The organism is Leptolyngbya subtilissima AS-A7 (assembly GCF_039962255.1).
Classification (GTDB): Bacteria; Cyanobacteriota; Cyanobacteriia; order Phormidesmidales; family Phormidesmidaceae; genus Nodosilinea.
The window spans coordinates 679224-695348 of record NZ_JAMPKY010000001.1 but is presented as its reverse complement, the minus strand read 5'-3'; the positions used below and the strand labels follow the sequence as shown (position 1 = coordinate 695348).

Annotated in this window: 15 protein-coding genes and 1 riboswitch; of the genes, 3 read left to right on the top strand and 12 right to left on the bottom strand. The window is 55.6% G+C overall.

Features of this window, described 5'->3' with window-relative positions:
- Nucleotides 1-17: 17 nt before the first annotated feature.
- Nucleotides 18-1715, bottom strand: a complete 1698-nt coding sequence (locus NC979_RS03175) for an NAD(P)H-quinone oxidoreductase subunit 4 (RefSeq protein ID WP_190524512.1) — start codon at nucleotides 1713-1715, stop codon at nucleotides 18-20.
- A 398-nt stretch (nucleotides 1716-2113) separates the two neighbouring features.
- On the opposite strand from NC979_RS03175, the gene NC979_RS25285 reads away from it, so the two are divergent.
- A complete protein-coding gene (locus NC979_RS25285) occupies nucleotides 2114-2182 on the top strand; it encodes a BrnA antitoxin family protein (RefSeq protein ID WP_313887196.1) in 69 nt (22 codons plus the stop codon).
- A gap of 339 nt (nucleotides 2183-2521) precedes the next feature.
- Here NC979_RS25285 and NC979_RS03160 read toward each other — a convergent pair whose 3' ends face one another.
- From NC979_RS03160 to NC979_RS03110, 11 genes are all read right to left on the bottom strand, one after another.
- Nucleotides 2522-2680, bottom strand: coding sequence for a hypothetical protein (locus NC979_RS03160; RefSeq protein WP_190524574.1), 159 nt, complete (start codon nucleotides 2678-2680; stop codon nucleotides 2522-2524).
- Between the two features lie 128 nt (nucleotides 2681-2808).
- Nucleotides 2809-3258, bottom strand: coding sequence for a surface-adhesin E family protein (locus NC979_RS03155; protein WP_199309016.1), 450 nt, complete (start codon nucleotides 3256-3258; stop codon nucleotides 2809-2811).
- Nucleotides 3259-3261: 3 nt separating this feature from the next.
- Complete coding sequence (locus NC979_RS03150) at nucleotides 3262-3981, bottom strand: hypothetical protein (protein ID WP_199309015.1); 720 nt, start codon at nucleotides 3979-3981, stop codon at nucleotides 3262-3264.
- Nucleotides 3982-4128: 147 nt separating this feature from the next.
- Entirely contained in the window at nucleotides 4129-5748 is a 1620-nt protein-coding gene (locus NC979_RS03145; protein ID WP_190523633.1) for a 2-isopropylmalate synthase, read from the bottom strand.
- A gap of 328 nt (nucleotides 5749-6076) precedes the next feature.
- Nucleotides 6077-7015 (bottom strand): hypothetical protein, encoded by a 939-nt coding sequence (locus NC979_RS03140; RefSeq protein WP_190523632.1) that lies wholly within the window; start codon nucleotides 7013-7015, stop codon nucleotides 6077-6079.
- A 623-nt stretch (nucleotides 7016-7638) separates the two neighbouring features.
- Nucleotides 7639-8976 carry an SLC13 family permease gene (locus NC979_RS03135; RefSeq protein WP_190523631.1) on the bottom strand — a complete coding sequence of 446 codons (1338 nt, stop codon included), beginning with the start codon at nucleotides 8974-8976 and terminating at the stop codon, nucleotides 7639-7641.
- A gap of 106 nt (nucleotides 8977-9082) precedes the next feature.
- Nucleotides 9083-9235: riboswitch (cyclic di-AMP (ydaO/yuaA leader) on the bottom strand.
- A gap of 52 nt (nucleotides 9236-9287) precedes the next feature.
- The gene (locus NC979_RS03130) at nucleotides 9288-10334 is read right to left on the bottom strand and encodes a glycosyltransferase family 2 protein (protein WP_190523630.1); all 1047 of its coding nucleotides are present in this window, start codon (nucleotides 10332-10334) and stop codon (nucleotides 9288-9290) included.
- 66 nt (nucleotides 10335-10400) lie between these two features.
- Nucleotides 10401-11495, bottom strand: a complete 1095-nt coding sequence (locus tag NC979_RS03125; RefSeq protein WP_190523629.1) for a putative bifunctional lysylphosphatidylglycerol flippase/synthetase — start codon at nucleotides 11493-11495, stop codon at nucleotides 10401-10403.
- A gap of 33 nt (nucleotides 11496-11528) precedes the next feature.
- Nucleotides 11529-12245, bottom strand: a complete 717-nt coding sequence (locus NC979_RS03120) for a C40 family peptidase (RefSeq protein ID WP_190523627.1) — start codon at nucleotides 12243-12245, stop codon at nucleotides 11529-11531.
- A gap of 55 nt (nucleotides 12246-12300) precedes the next feature.
- Nucleotides 12301-13770, bottom strand: a complete 1470-nt coding sequence (locus NC979_RS03115; RefSeq protein WP_190523625.1) for a hypothetical protein — start codon at nucleotides 13768-13770, stop codon at nucleotides 12301-12303.
- Between the two features lie 268 nt (nucleotides 13771-14038).
- Nucleotides 14039-14443 (bottom strand): AbrB family transcriptional regulator, encoded by a 405-nt coding sequence (locus tag NC979_RS03110; protein WP_190523623.1) that lies wholly within the window; start codon nucleotides 14441-14443, stop codon nucleotides 14039-14041.
- Nucleotides 14444-14678: 235 nt separating this feature from the next.
- Here NC979_RS03110 and NC979_RS03105 point away from each other — a divergent pair, with 235 nt between their 5' ends.
- Both NC979_RS03105 and cbiB read left to right on the top strand, forming a co-directional pair.
- Nucleotides 14679-15122, top strand: a complete 444-nt coding sequence (locus tag NC979_RS03105; protein WP_190523621.1) for an RrF2 family transcriptional regulator — start codon at nucleotides 14679-14681, stop codon at nucleotides 15120-15122.
- Nucleotides 15100-16101: an adenosylcobinamide-phosphate synthase CbiB gene (cbiB, locus tag NC979_RS03100; protein ID WP_278002597.1), complete on the top strand. Its 1002-nt coding sequence runs from the start codon at nucleotides 15100-15102 to the stop codon at nucleotides 16099-16101. Before NC979_RS03105 ends, cbiB begins: the two co-directional genes overlap by 23 nt.
- Nucleotides 16102-16125 lie beyond the last annotated feature (24 nt).

Sequence of the window (16125 nt, the reverse complement as noted above, 5' to 3'; positions counted from 1 at the left end):
TGATTGACGGGCGTCGATTATTTGACAACACCCAAGACATCCGCAGATTGAGCGGCTGAGATCGCCGAACTCCATCGCCCCTGCGCCAAACGCTGCAGCGTATCTGGATAGGTCTCATGATACGCCGTCAGCACCTGGGAATTGACCGCCATCGATTTTACGTCATACATCTGGGTCGCCACCTTGGGATAACACCCGATCGCAATAATCAGCCCCAGAAAACAAGCCGCAATAAAAATCTCCCGAGAACTGGCATCCCTAAACTCTGCCTCCTCTGGCAAGATACAGTCCGTGCCAAAACAGTTTGCCTCTTGGTTACCCTGAGCCTTCAAATCTAGGTCATCCAGATCACAGGCAGGCACCAGGTCACACATTTGATCAGCACTGGCCCCATGAAACACCTGCCGCACCATCGACAGCAGGTAGATCGGTGTCAGAATCAGCCCTACTGCTGCCAGAAAAAGGGCTACCGAGCGAAAGGCCGGACCATAGATGTCCGATGTGGCCAAGCCGACCAAGACCTCCAGCTCTCCGGCAAACCCACTCATTCCAGGCAAAGCTAAGGATGCCAGTGTCCCCATGGTGAACAGAGCAAACACGGTGGGCATGGCCTGCCCCAACCCACCCAACTGATTCATCATCATCGTGCGGGAGCGATCGTAGGTAACGCCTGCCAAGAAAAATAACACCGACGCAATCAGCCCGTGGGACAACATTTGCAGCATCGCCCCACTCACACCCAAATCAGTGTAGGAAGCAATCCCTAGCAGGACAAACCCCATGTGAGAAATTGAGGAATAGGCCAACCGCCGCTTCATATTGGTCTGTGCAAAGGAGTTTAGCGCCCCATAGACAATGTTGACTACCCCTAAAATCACCAACGTCGGCGCAAAATACACATGGGCATGGGGTAATAGTTCCAAGTTCAACCGGATCAGCCCATACCCCCCCATTTTCAGTAATACTCCTGCCAAAATCATGGATACAGGAGAAGAAGCTTCGCCGTGGGTGTCCGGTAGCCAAGTATGAAAGGGGAAAATTGCCAATTTGACCCCAAAGGATACTAGCAGTCCAGCGTACAAAAACAATTCCAGTCCTAAAGGAAACTGCTTTCTCCCTAGTTCAGCCATATCAAAGGTGAGCGTATCGCCATAGAATCCCATTCCTAGGGCTGCCACCAAAATGAAGATCGAAGCCAGGGCCGTATACATCAAGAACTTCGTCGCTGCATAGTCCCGATTTTGCCCGCCCCAAATGCATACCAGCAAATAGACTGGCACCAGTTCCACTTCCCACATGATGAAGAACAGAATCAGATCTTGGGCCAGAAATACCCCCAACTGGGCAGCATACAGAATCAACATCAATGTATAGAACAGGCGCGATCGCCGATCTACCTGCCAGGCGGCAAACATCGAAAGCGTCGTCACAAAGCCCGCCAACAGGACTAGCGAAGCCGAAATACCATCCACCGATAGCGCCCAACTCAAGCCCAACTGCGGTAACCAAACCACCTTTTCCGCCAGTTGGAAGGTCGCCTGGCTCGCATCGTAATGCCGCCAAAAGGTGTAGAACATTAGTGCAAAATCAGCCGTGCCAACCCCCAAGGCATACCAGCGGACCGTCTTGCCGCTTTTATCAGGTATCAAAGGAATGAATAACGCGGCTACCAACGGCAATAGCACGATCACGGTCAGCCAGGGGAACTGTTCCATCATAATGAGAATAAATACCTATCCATTGGGTTAGGAACATTTTACGCAACTGTGAGACTCGTTTCCTATCAATCCTTCGCTAATTTGCCATAGACTTAGCACTATGCATCTAGCGTAGAAATCGCTCACTCCCCTCTTTCTTCTGGCTCGCTTGCCAAGGGCGAGTCGTTGCCGTTGTTCATACAGAACGTGAGGATTGCACCCGTATTACTTCTACAAGAAAAGCACCGAAATATGAACAACGGACCTATTTCGAGCAACTCTTAAACTGATTGGCAACGATTAGATGCAATGAGCGATCAAGATATTGACCCGTCAGATTGGGGAGAGATTGCGCCAGACATGTTTGCCAAGGCAGCAGCGCGGCGGGTTTACCTGCTACAAAAGCCAAGGCTCAAGTGACACTCCGCATTGACAGCGATGTATTGGAATGGTTTAAGTCTCAAGGGCGGGGCTATCAAACATAGACCAATCAATTGCTACGAGCATATATGGAAGCCCATCACTAACTGGTAGATTGGACGTTGCAGTTGGAAACGACGGTTGCTGCGGCATAACAACCCCAGTGCAGCAGATTGTTGGGAGAGGCTGGTGGGACCCAAAGATTACTTGCAACCGCTGACTGAGAACGTTATCACACCCAAATTACGCAGTCCCGATTCTCAAAGAGCCAAACCTTAGGGACGTTTGAGCAGCCTAGTCGTAGACTTCATGACCGTCGCTCTGCCCTGTCAAAATTGAGGGTGGGAGGCTGAAACAGTGCCATTAGAAACCTCTCACAACAGCTCCCATTTTTCCTGCGGCTTTTACAGCGCAGCCGTCACCATTTCTCGCTGAAGATGGACGGCTTGCCCGGTCTGCAACACCGTGTGCAGCCGGTTGAGGGCGTGCAGATAAGCGTGGGCCAAGGCCACCACAATATCGGTATTTGCCGCGTGACCCGAAAACACCCGGAGAGTACTCACTGCGGGCACCTTAGGTATCCGAGATGTAGGTTTGTTGGAATCTGCGATCGCACAATCTCCAGGTATATGAAGAACTTGAGCATTTATTAAGTCAAAGTTCTTTCATCTTAGGCTGCACTATAGCGCCATCATGAGGCTGCAGGTGGTGCTGCCTGGGGTTGGTCACAGACAAAGCGCAAGACGGCTGCTGCGCTACTGCCTGCCTGAGGTTGCGTCAACTGACCAGCATCCCCATAGTTGATGCGCTGAATCACCTGCCCATCCTTGTCACGAGCAATGATTTGCCTAATCCGAGAAACACTGCCTGCACAATCGGCAGAGCGATACAGCATGACACTATGAACGGGTTGCTCCAGCTCAACGCCGACAAAGGCGTTGTTCGGTTCAGGGAAGTCGCGATGTTCCCAGTACCAAACAGCTCCATCCCTTAATTGAATGGAGTTACGCTCTACCAGGAAGCGATCGCCCACAGCATTTTGCGTCACCTCAACCCAGTCTACTGAACTAGACTGAGCCAGCGCACCAGAGGCACCGACAGCAGAAATGATCGCGGCCAAACCAACAAGCAAAATTTTCATAGGTTACTGGGGGTTAGGCTCAGGTTGACTACCAGACGGATTTTCAGAAGTGCCCGTGCGATACTTCTCAACATTTTGGATGGCTTGCTGGGCAAAGGAATTATTAGGACGTTCATCTAAGGCCCGTTGAAAATAGAGCAGCGCGGTTTCATAATCGCGTTGCTCTGTGGCTTCATATCCTGCCGCCATATAGCGATCAAACTCGGATGACTGGGGCGGTCGTTGTGCCGAAGGCGGAGAGGATTGAGGCGCCGCTGTCGCTGCCGCTGTCCCTTGCTGCCCCTCATAGGCCGTCACGACCTTCTGAACGTACTCTGCGATTTCAGAACTGTTGTACTGAGATGGGTCACCCCGCATCCACCAGGCAGCGGATCGCCGCACCGCTAGCATTTCATTGTTACCGCTAGCACCATACTCCTCTGCCAGCACATCTCGCATCACACAGGTCACAACCGAACGGGCAACGTCTGGGCTAGCCTCAAACTCAGCCGGCGACAGCTCTCGACCAATGCATGACTTTGACCACCGGGGGATGTTCCCTGGCATAATCTGCCAGTCACTATAGAGCCCGTCATCGGCACGTCCTGTTTGAGGGGCTGCTTGACGAAGCGCCTCGACCAAAGCTGCAACTTGACGTTCTGAAACTTGTGCTTGGGCTGGTAGCGTTCCAAATGCCAGGATAGCGCCAAGGCTGACGATTAGCTTGCCAATGGGTAATCGCATAACTATCATCCATCCCAAACTGGTTCTCAGACTGGATCTTACATTTATTGTTTGGGGATTGTCATTTATCGTTTGTTAGTTGTTTTTTATACAGGAATAGGCATAACCCCCTTAGTAGCGAATCAGCCCCAACTTGCCCCGTAGTTTTTACAGTGAAGCCGTCACCGTTTCCCGTTGAGGATGGATGGCTTGCCCAGTCTGCAACGCCGTGTACAGACGGTTGAGAGCGTGCAGGTAGGCGTGGGCCGAAGCCACCACAATGTCCGTGTTCGCTGCGTGGCCCGAGAAGACGCGATCGCCGTGGCGAATGCGAATGGTCACTTCCCCCAGCGCGTCGATGCCCTCGGTCACCGACTGCACCGAAAACTCGATCAGCTGGTTGGGAATATCGACCACCCGGTTGATCGCTTTGTAGACCGCATCCACTGGGCCGGTGCCGATCGCAGCATCCATAAGCTCTTGGCCATCGGGGGTGCGAATGGTGACGGTGGCGGTGGGCTTAGCGCTGTCGCCGCAGGAAACCTGCACCAGGTCGAGGTGAAAGTGCTCGGGGGTCTGCCGGCTTTCGTCGTTAACGATCGACTCAATATCCCAATCGGTGATTTCTTTTTTCTTGTCGGCCAGCTCTTTGAAGCGCAAAAAGGCGCGGTTGAGGGCCTGGTCATCTAATTCGTAGCCCAGCTCTTGCAGACGAGTGCGAAAGGCGTTGCGGCCCGAGTGCTTGCCTAGCACAATCTGGTTGTCGGTGAGACCAATGGAGGTGGCATCCATGATCTCGTAGGTGAGCTTGTTCTTGAGCACGCCGTCCTGGTGAATGCCCGACTCGTGGGCAAAGGCGTTGGCCCCCACGATCGCCTTGTTGGGCTGCACAAACATGCCGGTCAGGTTCGATACCAGGCGCGAGGTCTTGTAGATCTGGCGGGTGTCAATGGCGGTCAGGGGTTCCTCCGACTCGGCGGGGCGACCCAGGAAGGGATTGTAGAAGGCGCGGCGCACGTGCATGGCCATCACCAGTTCTTCAAGAGCAGCATTGCCGGCTCGCTCGCCGATGCCGTTGATAGTGCATTCGAGCTGGCGCGCCCCAGCCTTCACCGCTTCAAGAAAGTTGGCCACCGCCAGGCCCAAGTCGTTGTGGCCGTGGACGGAGATTACGGCTTGATCAATGTTGGGCACGTTGGCTTTGATGCCGCGAATCAGGTCGCCAAATTCACTCGGCGTCAGGTAGCCGACGGTGTCGGGGATATTGACGGTGGTGGCCCCAGCGGCGATCGCCGCCTCCAGCACCTGGTACAAAAACTCGGGGTCAGAGCGGCCCGCGTCTTCGGGCGAAAACTCGACATCGTTGGTGAAGGTCTTGGCGTAGGCCACCATCTCGGGAGCGATCGCCAGCACCTCTTCACGGCTCTTACGCAGCTTGTACTCCATGTGGATGTCGGAGGTGGCGAGGAACGTGTGAATGCGTCCCTTTGCGGCGGGCTTAATCGCTTCTCCGGCCCGCTCAATGTCGCCCTTGGTGGCACGGGCCAAGCCGCAGATGGTGGGGCCGTTTTCTGTACCGACTTCTCGGGCAATCTTCTGCACCGCCTCGAAATCGCCAGGACTGGCAAAGGGGAACCCGGCTTCGATGATGTCAACCCCTAGCCGCGCCAACTGTTTCGCAATCACCAGCTTCTCTTCGACATTGAGGGTGGCCCCAGGAGACTGCTCGCCGTCCCGCAGAGTGGTGTCAAAGATTAAGATGCGATCGTGGCTAGGCGGGTTGCTCATGGTGACTCCCACTGAGTAGACGGCAAGTGCTAAATCGACGGTAGATTTTTTCCGGAAGCTAGCTACCGACAAGTGATCCGGCTCCGGAGCAGATCAGGCAAATGTATCGGTTCTAACTATTCTACCGGCACAAAGTCGGAATCGCTACGACTTAGCCCTAAACTTTTTGAGCGATCGCTGACACAGCCGCTGCTTCTAGACATTTTTGCCAGAGGACTTCTAACCCCTTTAGAAACAGGACTCCCGTGCTGGTCGATCGCGATCGAACCGGCACGGGAGTCCTATGTGAGTAACAGGTTGGCCCTAGAGCTCTGCTAACTGGAGAGCGTTAGTCTCTCCAAGTCTCAGCTTGCATTCTCAGGACTTGGTTGACGCTATTGATGTAGCCCTGGTCATCCATGAGGTCACTGCTGATGTAGCCCTGGTTGATAGCAGCTTCAACGATGTTTTGACCCTCGGCAGTGCCGTGGCGCGCTTTATAAACCGAGTAGCCTTCATCGCTGCCGGCGTCTAGCTCGCCCCTAACGGCCATGTAAGCCAGTTGGAACGGGCTCACGAGATCGCTGGAGAGAGATGCGCCCATGCCGGTGCCCATGCTGTCAAACTCAGCGCTGGGCGCAGAGGTTTGCCCAGGAGTCCGCATCTGCCCAGAATTCGGCGATTGTCTGGGGACTTGGTTGCCCGGAGTTTCGTTGGGGTAAGCTTCCGGACTCTGCCCAGGTACTCGCTCAGGCGCTTGGGTAGGAGCCTGTCCAGGATTTTGGCCCTGACGAGGAGTTTGCATTTGTCCAGGATTTTGGCCCTGCCCAGAGTTCGGAGACTGTCTGGGGACTTGGTTGCCCGGAGTTTCATTGGGGTAAGCTTCTGGACTTTGCCCAGGTACCCGCTCAGGCGCTTGGGTAGGAGCCTGTCCAGGATTTTGGCCCTGACGAGGAGTTTGCATTTGTCCAGGAGTTTGGCCCTGGCGAGGAGTTTGCATCTGCCCAGGATTCTGGCCCTGGCGAGGGGTTTGAGTTTGTCTAGGAACTTGGTTACCCGGAGTTTCATTGGGGTAAGCTTCTGGACTTTGCCCAGGTACCCGCTCAGGCGCTTGGGTGGGAGCCTGCCCAGGATTTTGACCCTGGCGAGGAGTTTGCATTTGCCCAGGAGTTTGGCCCTGACTGGGGGTTTGAGACTGCAAGGTCCCGTGGGTATCGGCCAAAACAGCAGGCGCAACTGCCCCTGCTAGAAAGAGTGCTGAAATCGTTCCTATGGATAGTCTTTTCATGACGGACCTCAAGTTTGGATCTTGTACAAGATTCGCGATGGCTTTTTGACGGCAAAAGAATCTTGGCTTGTGACCCAGAATTCTGCGCCTCTTACTTTTTTGATGGTTCTTTCTAAGCTGAGAAGGTTTGAGCCTAGAAAGACAGATCGAAAAAGCGAGAGATTAAACTCTAAGCTTCACAAGCTCTCAATCCAACCTAAGGATAATTTTATAAAGTGAAGTCGCTCGCAAGGAAGAGATGATCCCCCTAAATTTGATAGATCTACATTTAGACCAAAAACCATAAAAAAATCATTCGCTTACCAAAAAACGGCGATCGCTGATAAGGGTTGTGCGATCGCCCTAAAAGCATCTACCCCTCGACAGGATCTTAGAATAACTGTTAGCTGCTAGGGCTAAATTGACTCTCCTGTAGATAATTCACACCTTCATAAGGAGAGGCTTTTGTTCTGAGCACAGATAAATTTTCTCGATAGAGTTCTACCATTTGATACTTCTTAAAGCTGCAAAAGTAAGAGTGCATCACATAGCGGAGTAACGCACCCTTAATACAGTTAGCTGCCTGTAAACGATCACTCGGCTCGGCTCTAGCCCACAGATAGAATTGCTCTGGGTCGAGCCACCTACAGCAGGAATCGAATGCCCACGTAGGCGCTGATAGTAATCAACTGTAGCGCCATGATCGGCAGGCCGTAGTTCAGAAACTGTCGAAACGAAATCGGCTTGCCGTGCTGTTCAGCAATCCCCGCCGCCACAATGTTTGACGATGCGCCGACCAGGGTGCCGTTGCCGCCCAGGGTAGCGCCAAACATCATGGCCGCAAACAGAGGCAAAATCTCGGGCGAGATCTGTCCGGCGAAGTCGGGCGACAGCAGCTCCGGCCCGGCCAAATTGACGTTGACCAAGTATTCCTTCAGCAAGGGCACCATCGCCACCACCAGGGGAATGTTGGGAATCAGGCTGGAGAGAATGCCGGTGACAAACAACAGCAGCATCGAGCCTAGGGCAATGTTCTTGCCAATTACGATCCCCAGCAGCCCTGAGGCCGAGCTGATCACCCCGGTTTCTTGCAGGCCGCCAATCAGCACAAAGACGCTCATGAAGAAGATCAGCGTGCTCCAGTCGACATCGCGCAGAATGTTGTGCACGGTGTCGATGCCGCTGTGGTGGGTGAGCAGCAGGCAGAGAGCGGCCCCCAGTAGGGCGATCGCAGGGGGAGAGACTGGCACTGGCAGGCTTTCGCCTACCACAAATAGCCCTAGTACCAGGGCCACAATCAGGCCACCCAGGGCCAGCATCCGGGGATGGTTGATGACCGGATGAGGTAGGTGGTCGAGGTCATCCAGCTTTTTATTCCAGGTGTTGGGAAAGAGGATGGGCAGCATGAAGACGATAGTGGCGATCGCCACTACGCCCCCCAGACTGAGCTTGGTGAGATATTCCAAAAAGCTCATGTTGATCGCGTCGCCCACAATGAAGGTGGCCGGGTCGCCCACCAGGGTGAGCAGACCGGCGCTGTTGGCCACAAACACCATCAAGATCAGCAGGGGCACGAAGTTGATGTTGAGCTCTGCCGCCATAGGCGGAATCAGCGGCGCCAGCAGCATGACGGTAGTGGCGTTGGGCAGCATGGCGCAGACCGGGGTGGTAATAGCCACAATGCCCAGCAGCAGCCGCTTGCCCTCCCCACGGGCCATAATCACCATTTGGGTAGCTAAATATTCAAAAATCTTGGTGGGTTCAAAAGCCCGCACCATCACCATCACCCCAAAAAACAGCGCCAGGGTGGCGTGGCTGTTGCCGATGTAGCCAATGGCTTGCTCAAGAGTCAGCACATGAAAAAATATCAGCAGCATTGCGCCCAAGAGAGCCGCAACGGTGAGGTGCATGTGCTCGGTGGCGATTAGGGCCAATACCCCAAAAAAGACCACCGATGCGGTGATCTCAGACCAGGTTTCCATAGCCTGTCTCCTGTTGTGGTGCTAAACGAAACCCTTAGACAAAACCTTTATCGAGGGTGTTAACTATCCTAGGAGAACTATGGATAGCGTTAGAAAAAGCTTCCAGATGTTCTCTCCCAAGGCCGACGGAGTTAGCTGACGGGCGAGAGGTGAGAGAGCCCCTTCTCTGGCGATGCGTTTCGCCCTGAGATAACCCCAAAAGTTGGTTCCTCCGCATCAGATCGCTCTCAACGAGCGCTGACTTAGGCCGCGTAACCATTGAATTGACTGCGAATTTGGCACATCTGCCCGAAATCAACAATCTGTAAGGCCTAGGGGCCGCTGGTTCCGGGGTTAACAGGAAGGGCCAACCCTGGGGATGAAGCATTGCTGACCACCTCACGCACCCGGTAGATGGGGCGCTGCTGCGATTCGTGGTAGGTGCGCATGAGCAGTTCGGCCAGCAGGCCAAAGCTAAACAGCTGAATGCCCGCCAGCACCAGCACGACGACCAGCACCAGCAAGGGGCGATCGCCAATATCCTGACCAGCCAAAATCTTCACCAGGGTGAGATAAATTCCCAAGGCAACGCCCAACGCCATCGACGCTAGCCCCAGGCTGCCAAAGACATGCATGGGCCGGGTAAGAAACTTCTTCATAAAGTAGACGGTAAGCATGTCCATTACCACACGCAGGGTGCGGCCCAGACCATATTTGCTGGTGCCAAAGCGGCGGGCGTGGTGGGTGACGGGCATCTCGGTAATGCGAGCCCCTTCGATAAAGGCCAGGGCAGGCAAAAAGCGGTGCAGTTCGCCATAGAGGTTGAGGTCACGGATCACCTCGGCCCGGTAGGCTTTGAGGGAGCAGCCATAGTCGTGCAGCTCAACCCCTGTGACACCGGCAATCAACCAGTTGGCAATTTTGGAGGGAATTAGCCGGGTGAAGGTGTTGTCTTGGCGGTTTTTGCGCCAGCCGCTGACTAGGTCGTAGCCCTCGTTGAGGCGATCGAGCAGACGGGGAATGTCGGCGGGGTCGTTTTGCAGATCGCCATCCATGGTGATGACGATTTGACCCCGGGAATGGTCAAACCCGGCGGCCATGGCGGCGGTTTGGCCGTAGTTGCGGCGTAAGATCACGGCGCGCAGCTGGGGATATTGCTGGGCTAGCTCTCGTAGGCGATCGCTCGATCCGTCGGTGGAGCCATCGTCTACCCCCAAAATTTCGTAGCTGTAGCCCAGCCCATCAAGCGCCCCGGCGATCGCCGCCACTAAGGCGGGTAAGCTCTCGTACTCGTTGTACACCGGCACCACCACCGAAATGTCGACGGGGGCCACGAGGGCCGGCAGTGCAGAAACTGAGGGGGAATGGATAGATGGCATAGCAGCTTCGGCACAACGGGTGAGGTCGGCAAAGACCGCAATCCATGCCGTTTGGAGTACAACAATTTATTTGAGTGTACTGGAAAGCCTCTGATCTAAAGTGGCCAAGGCCGCGCCCAGAGCTTCGGCCAGGGTGCTGACCACCCGGTATAGCACCACAGCACTGAGCACTACGGCAGCAGAGAACTGTCCCTGGAGCAGACTGAGGGCGATCGCCTCAAACACGCCCAGCCCTCCCGGTGCGCCCGGCACCACTAGCCCACCCAGCCAGGCCAAACTAAAGGCGCTGATGGTGCTGGGCCAGTCGCTCGCCGCTAGCGGTGTCACGGCGCTAAGCACCAGGCAAAAGCCAAGGCCGCGCAGGGCTACGTAGCCGAGCTGGCCGAGTAGGGGCTTGAAAGGGTAGTGGCGAAGGCCGGGAGTGGGGGAAGATGGGGGAGAAGATTCTGCGTTGCTTAACGCAGGCATGATTTGCCCCTCCGGCCCCCCAATTTTGGGGGGAGGCAGAGTCTCAAAGTCCCCCAGAATTGGGGGATTTAGGGGGCCATGCAGAGTCTGGAGGTTTTGCCGGTTCATGCCTCGATTCAGCAACACCGAATCTTCGGTAGGTTGGTGGGCAGTTTTAGAGCAGCTGAGGCGAGTGACTAGAGGGTTGAGCCAGCGGGGGGAAAGGGTGGCGAGGACGATGCCCAGGCCCAAAAGCTGAAAGGGCCAGTAGTGAGTGGTGGTGGCAATGCCCACGACCAAGGCGGCGGCAGCCATGAGGAGGGGTTCTAGGGCAGTGCCGATAATGGCGGAGCCGTTGTCGACCCCTACATGGCGTAGGGCACGCACTCGGCCAAAGAAGTGCCAGACGTTGCCGGGTAAGTATTTCAGCAGATTGGTTTGCAGATAAACGAGAACGCTCCAGCTGCCGGTAACGGGCTGTTGCAGAGCTTGCAGGGTCCAGCTCCACACCCAGCCGGCCCAGATGTGGGCTAGCAGCGTCATGCCGAGGGCTACTAGCAACAGGCTCCAACCCTGGGGGCCAATGCGCAGGGCACTAATCTCAGCCCAGTGGCGCACCAGGGTGTGGAGTAAGAAGGCGATCGCCGCACCCACTACCACCCAGCGAGCTAGGGGCTTTAGGCGCGTTAGCCAAGCAGCATGCAAAAACGACAAGAGCACCCCTCAAACAGGCAAACGCTGCTTGGACTATAGCGCGCCCCCTGGGCAGTAACTGGTCATCACCCGCCCCGCCCGGCGCAGCTGCCGATGGTAAGCCTCGCTCACCGGGTGCGACAGATCGGTTAATGAGTCGATGCCAATGCCGTTGCGGCCCTGGTCAATCCCTGAACTGTGAATATAGTCGCCCTGACCCAGGTAGAGGGCCACATGCTTAGTGCGTTCTGGGGTGCCAAAAAAGATTAAGTCACCCGGCAGCAGCTCATCCCAGCCGATGGGCTGGGTAAAGGCCTCCTGCTGGTATGAATCGCGGGGCAGACGAATGCCCACCGAGGCAAAGGCTGCCTGCATCAGCCCTGAGCAATCGTAGTTGGGGCCGACGGTGCCGCCCCAGAGGTAAGTGTTGGGGGTAGCCATCGCCCGTTGCGTAAAGGCGATCGCCTCCGGCAGGCGAGGTTCAATGGCGCTGCGATCGAGGGAGACAGGCTGATAGGGCTGCTCAGCGGGCTTGAGCGTATCGACATCAGCAGCGCTGATCCAGCCAGAATAATCATCTTCGCGAAGGATCACCGCGTAAGCTTGGGGGGATGCCTGCATCAGCCGCAGATGCCGCCCCACCGCTGCCTGGGTCACCAACCCCTCCAACCCGTCAGTTTTATAGAGGTTGAGCGCCTGACCACAGACATATTCCTGCCCTGAGGATGCCAATAATGCTTCTTGACTAGAGGCTGTCGTATTCAAATCCATAGTCACCCCCACTTCCCCATCTTCCTCATTTTCCCTATCTACCTCATCCCCTTACCTACTTCCCCCTATCCCCCGTATTCCGTACATTCACCACCTTCTTCAGCACGTTAAACCAGAAGGTCGACCCCATAGAAATGGCAAATCCGCTGACTAGCCAGCCCAGCAGACGGCGCGGCACAAAGGGAACCGGCCACGACTGCTCGGCCACTAGCTGCTGCTGCACCACCACCTCGTTGTAGCCTAGCGGAAAGGGAATCTCGTCGAGGGCCTGGTTGACGGCGGTCTGCACCTGTTTAATGTCTTGGTCAAAATTTCCGGTCGATTCAGCTGCCAGCTGGTCGGCAGTTTGGGTAATCGAGTTGCGCAGAATCGGGTCTACGGCCAGGCGAGTGGCAATGTGAAATGAGTCGGCGTTGATAGAGACCGCTGTGGCAATGCCGATCAGCAGCGCGACTGCCTTAGCGTTGCGCTTGTAGACGCCGGTGGCTCGCTCCATGCCGCGATCGAACCACTTTTCGAGTTCGAGGCCAAACAGCTTCACGTCATCGCGGGCGTCGGCGGCGGTGACTTCGACCTTGCGAGCGATCGCCGCTAGACTGCTGCGCAAAGCCGGGGTAATGGGGGCCTGGGCCAAGCGATCGATCAAAGCTTGGGCATCGAGGTTACCGCCCTGAGCCAGACGTCTCAACTCGCTATAGGCAGGGCTGTTGTCATCAAAAATGTCGAGCAGCTGCGCCACATTGGGCCGCAGCTTGCTGAGCATCGCCGCCCGCTCGGTGGGGGTACTGGCCAGCCCACGCTTGATGTACTCTAGGCGGCGCAAAAAGGTTTCGGTGAGGGGATGGCCGTCGGGTAGCACGTCAGCCGCCATCAGCCCAAACTCATCTAGGCGGTTGACGACGCGATCGAGGCTTTCGGGCAGCGAGACAATGCCCGCCCGAAAGTCATCAATTATGGTGTGAATGCCCTGCTCCAGCTGCTGGAGCTCGGTATTGAGCAAAAACTCGTTGCCGGTGCTGGCCTTGAGGTCGCTGAGAATATTGGTTACAGGACCCAGCACGCGATCGCGAGCAAAGCCCTGAATGCGATCGTTGGCCAGTACCTGCCACAGATTGCCCAGCTGCATGCGCTCTAGCAGACTGTTGGCAAAAGCCTCGGGTGGAATGTAGCTAGGGCCGCTAGTTTTACCCGCCCCAAATACATTGCGCTGGCCGGTAAGGGTGCGGTAGACGCGGCCAAGCAAGTGTGAAATGCGCCGGAACGATCGCGCAATCGACCCCTTCGCCTCCTGGTTTAAACTGCGAATCCAAGGGCTTTCGTAAAGGGCATCGGCTAAGGCCTGGGCCGACGCTTCTCTATCTCTGTCATTACCCGCTAGCAGCACCTCAATGGACTGCTTTAGATGCTCAGCTCGCCACTGCAAAAGCGTGCCAATAATTTCTTGAACCTCGCTGGCCAGCAGGCTCAGCACAAAAAAGATAAAGACTAGCCCTAGGGCAATGTCTAAAACTATAGGAAAGTTCATGGACTAACCGTACAATTCTGCATCTTTAAACCTCAACCTACCCGATGCTGGCGACCCCTCACATGCTAGACCTCAACAGCAAAAAATAGCCGCTCATGCTGTTTAAACTCTGCAAAGGAGAGCAAATAGTAAACTTGTTCGGTAGCTAGAGAGCACTAAAAAAGAGCGAACCAACCTATCGTAGACTTGGTTCGCCCATTGTACTCAAGCGACCTAAGAACGGATCACAATTGTTCGAAAGCTGAGGGAGTACTTACCACCAGTACTTTTATTCGTCTTCGTCGTCAATCAGAAGACCGTTTTCCCCCAACTGCTTGAGACGAATGTGCTTGCGCCCTAAGGTAATTTCAAACTCGTCGCCGGGTCTAAGCCCCATTTGCTTGGTGTAAGTCGAGCCAATTAGCAAGTTGCCGTTAGACTGCACCGTGATACGAAAACTGGCGCTTCGTCCGCCGCGCCCGTTGCCATTCTGGGCGCTGTCAAGCTGAATGCCCTCTGCCTCAATCAAGGCGTTGAGGAATTTCATCATGTTGACCCGGGGGTTGCCCGCCTTGGTCAATGTGTAATAGCCGCAGGCTTTAGCCTTCTCTTCTTTGCTGAGCTCGTCAAGATCTTTGACTTTTTGCAGTAATTCTTTGCCGACCAGTGGTTCTATCTGAGTTGCTTTAACCATTAACTGTATTCTCGTTCACAACGGTTTGCTCCAGACATTTGGGGCAGAAACAGCAAAACTGTTCTACCTGGCTCTACTTTAATGTCAACATGCAAAATGATACTACAGCGAAATAGTTTTTCGCATTCTCTTTTTTTGTCTCCCTAATTGTGTAGCACTACGGCACAAAAAAGCAGTATTTTTGTCCTCTGTGAACACCGTAGAATAGTAATAACCGACGGGTGATTTAGCTTAGATGAAATTAACAACTCGCGGACATTACAGTGTTAAAGCACTGCTCGACCTGACGTTACATCCCTCTCGCCACCCGGTCTCAGTGCACACTATTGCAACGCGCCAGGGGCTCCCACCGCCTTACTTAGAAAAGCTCTTGATTGAACTGCGGCGGGCGGGCATTGTGGAATCGGTGCGCGGTCCCCAGGGTGGTTACCGATTAGCTAAGCCCGCTGACCAAATTTTTTTGGGCCAAATATTAGCAGCCGTCGGCGAACAGGTTGACCCGTTACCTCGCCACAGCCCCCAGGCCGACCAGGCCGAAGATTGGGTTACCTTCGCCGTGTGGAACCGGCTGTCCCAAAAGCTGAAGGAAGCCCTTTATAGTATTTCCCTGGAAGACTTGTATTTTGATGCCCGCAGTTGGCAGGCGGCCCAGGGGGATGATGTCAGCTTTATGGTTTAACTGGGCCGAGCAGGTAACGGTGGTGGTGCTGGCGGCTGGGCTCGATCGCATCGTCGGCGACCCCTGGAGCTGGCCTCACCCGGTGCAGGCGATCGGCCAGGCGATTACCTGGGGCTCGCAGAGCATTTTTCGCCTTAAGCTGCCGCCGGGTGGGGAGCGATCGCTGGGCGTCATGCTGGGGCTGAGCGTCATTCTCAGCAGTGGAGTGGTCGGGTGGAGCATGGTGCGCCTGAGCGGGATGTTTCACCCTGTTGCTGGAATGGGCTGCGAAGTTGTGCTCTTGGCTAGCTGCTTTGCCGGGCGCAGCCTGCGGCGGGCAGCGGCAGATGTGCTGGCCCCGCTGGAGTCGGGCGATATTTCCCTGGCGCGGGAGCGTCTCGCCCTCTATGTAGGCCGCGACACCGCAGCTCTGGACGAGCCCGAAATATTGCGAGCCGTGCTAGAAACCGTGAGCGAGAACGCCACAGATGGGGTGATGGCGCCGCTGTTTTATGCTCTGGTGGGGGCCTTGCTGCCGCTGGGCAGCGTGCCTGTGGCTCTAGCCTATAAAGGGGCTAGCACGCTAGATTCGATGGTTGGCTACCGAGAAGCGCCCTACACCCACGTGGGCTGGTTTAGCGCCCGCTTTGAAGATGCTTTAACCTGGCTACCCTGCCGTCTGACGGTGTTCACCATTGCCCTGCTCTCGGGTCGGCCCTGGCAAGTTTGGGCGCTATGTCGCCGCGATGCCCCAGCAGACCCCAGCCCCAACGCCGGGTGGAGCGAGTGCGCCTACGCCGCCGCTCTAGGGGTGCAACTGGGCGGACGGAATACTTATAGGGGGCAGGTGAAGGAGAAGCCGCTGCTGGGGGATGCGGTGATGCCGATTACAGGCGATCGCATCCTTGCTGCCCTTGCCCTCACCCGCTACGCTTTCCTGCTGTGGACTGGCCTCGGCGTAGCCGTCATAGCAGGTCTGGGATGGCTCAGTCAGAGATAATGGGGCATTACCCTGCGGTTGGAT

Bases quoted from the DNA above. Each gene is read 5' to 3' on its own strand.
- NC979_RS03145 (WP_190523633.1), bottom strand. From the start codon at position 5,748: ATGAGCAACCCGCCTAGCCACGATCGCATCTTAATCTTTGACACCACT.
- NC979_RS03130 (WP_190523630.1), bottom strand. From the start codon at position 10,334: ATGCCATCTATCCATTCCCCCTCAGTTTCTGCACTGCCGGCCCTCGTG.
- NC979_RS03115 (WP_190523625.1), bottom strand. From the start codon at position 13,770: ATGAACTTTCCTATAGTTTTAGACATTGCCCTAGGGCTAGTCTTTATC.
- NC979_RS03110 (WP_190523623.1), bottom strand. From the start codon at position 14,443: ATGGTTAAAGCAACTCAGATAGAACCACTGGTCGGCAAAGAATTACTG.
- NC979_RS03155 (WP_199309016.1), bottom strand. From the start codon at position 3,258: ATGAAAATTTTGCTTGTTGGTTTGGCCGCGATCATTTCTGCTGTCGGT.
- NC979_RS03105 (WP_190523621.1), top strand. From the start codon at position 14,679: ATGAAATTAACAACTCGCGGACATTACAGTGTTAAAGCACTGCTCGAC.
- cbiB (WP_278002597.1), top strand. From the start codon at position 15,100: ATGATGTCAGCTTTATGGTTTAACTGGGCCGAGCAGGTAACGGTGGTG.
- NC979_RS03175 (WP_190524512.1), bottom strand. From the start codon at position 1,715: ATGGAACAGTTCCCCTGGCTGACCGTGATCGTGCTATTGCCGTTGGTA.
- NC979_RS03150 (WP_199309015.1), bottom strand. From the start codon at position 3,981: ATGCGATTACCCATTGGCAAGCTAATCGTCAGCCTTGGCGCTATCCTG.
- NC979_RS03140 (WP_190523632.1), bottom strand. From the start codon at position 7,015: ATGAAAAGACTATCCATAGGAACGATTTCAGCACTCTTTCTAGCAGGG.
- NC979_RS03120 (WP_190523627.1), bottom strand. From the start codon at position 12,245: ATGGATTTGAATACGACAGCCTCTAGTCAAGAAGCATTATTGGCATCC.
- NC979_RS03135 (WP_190523631.1), bottom strand. From the start codon at position 8,976: ATGGAAACCTGGTCTGAGATCACCGCATCGGTGGTCTTTTTTGGGGTA.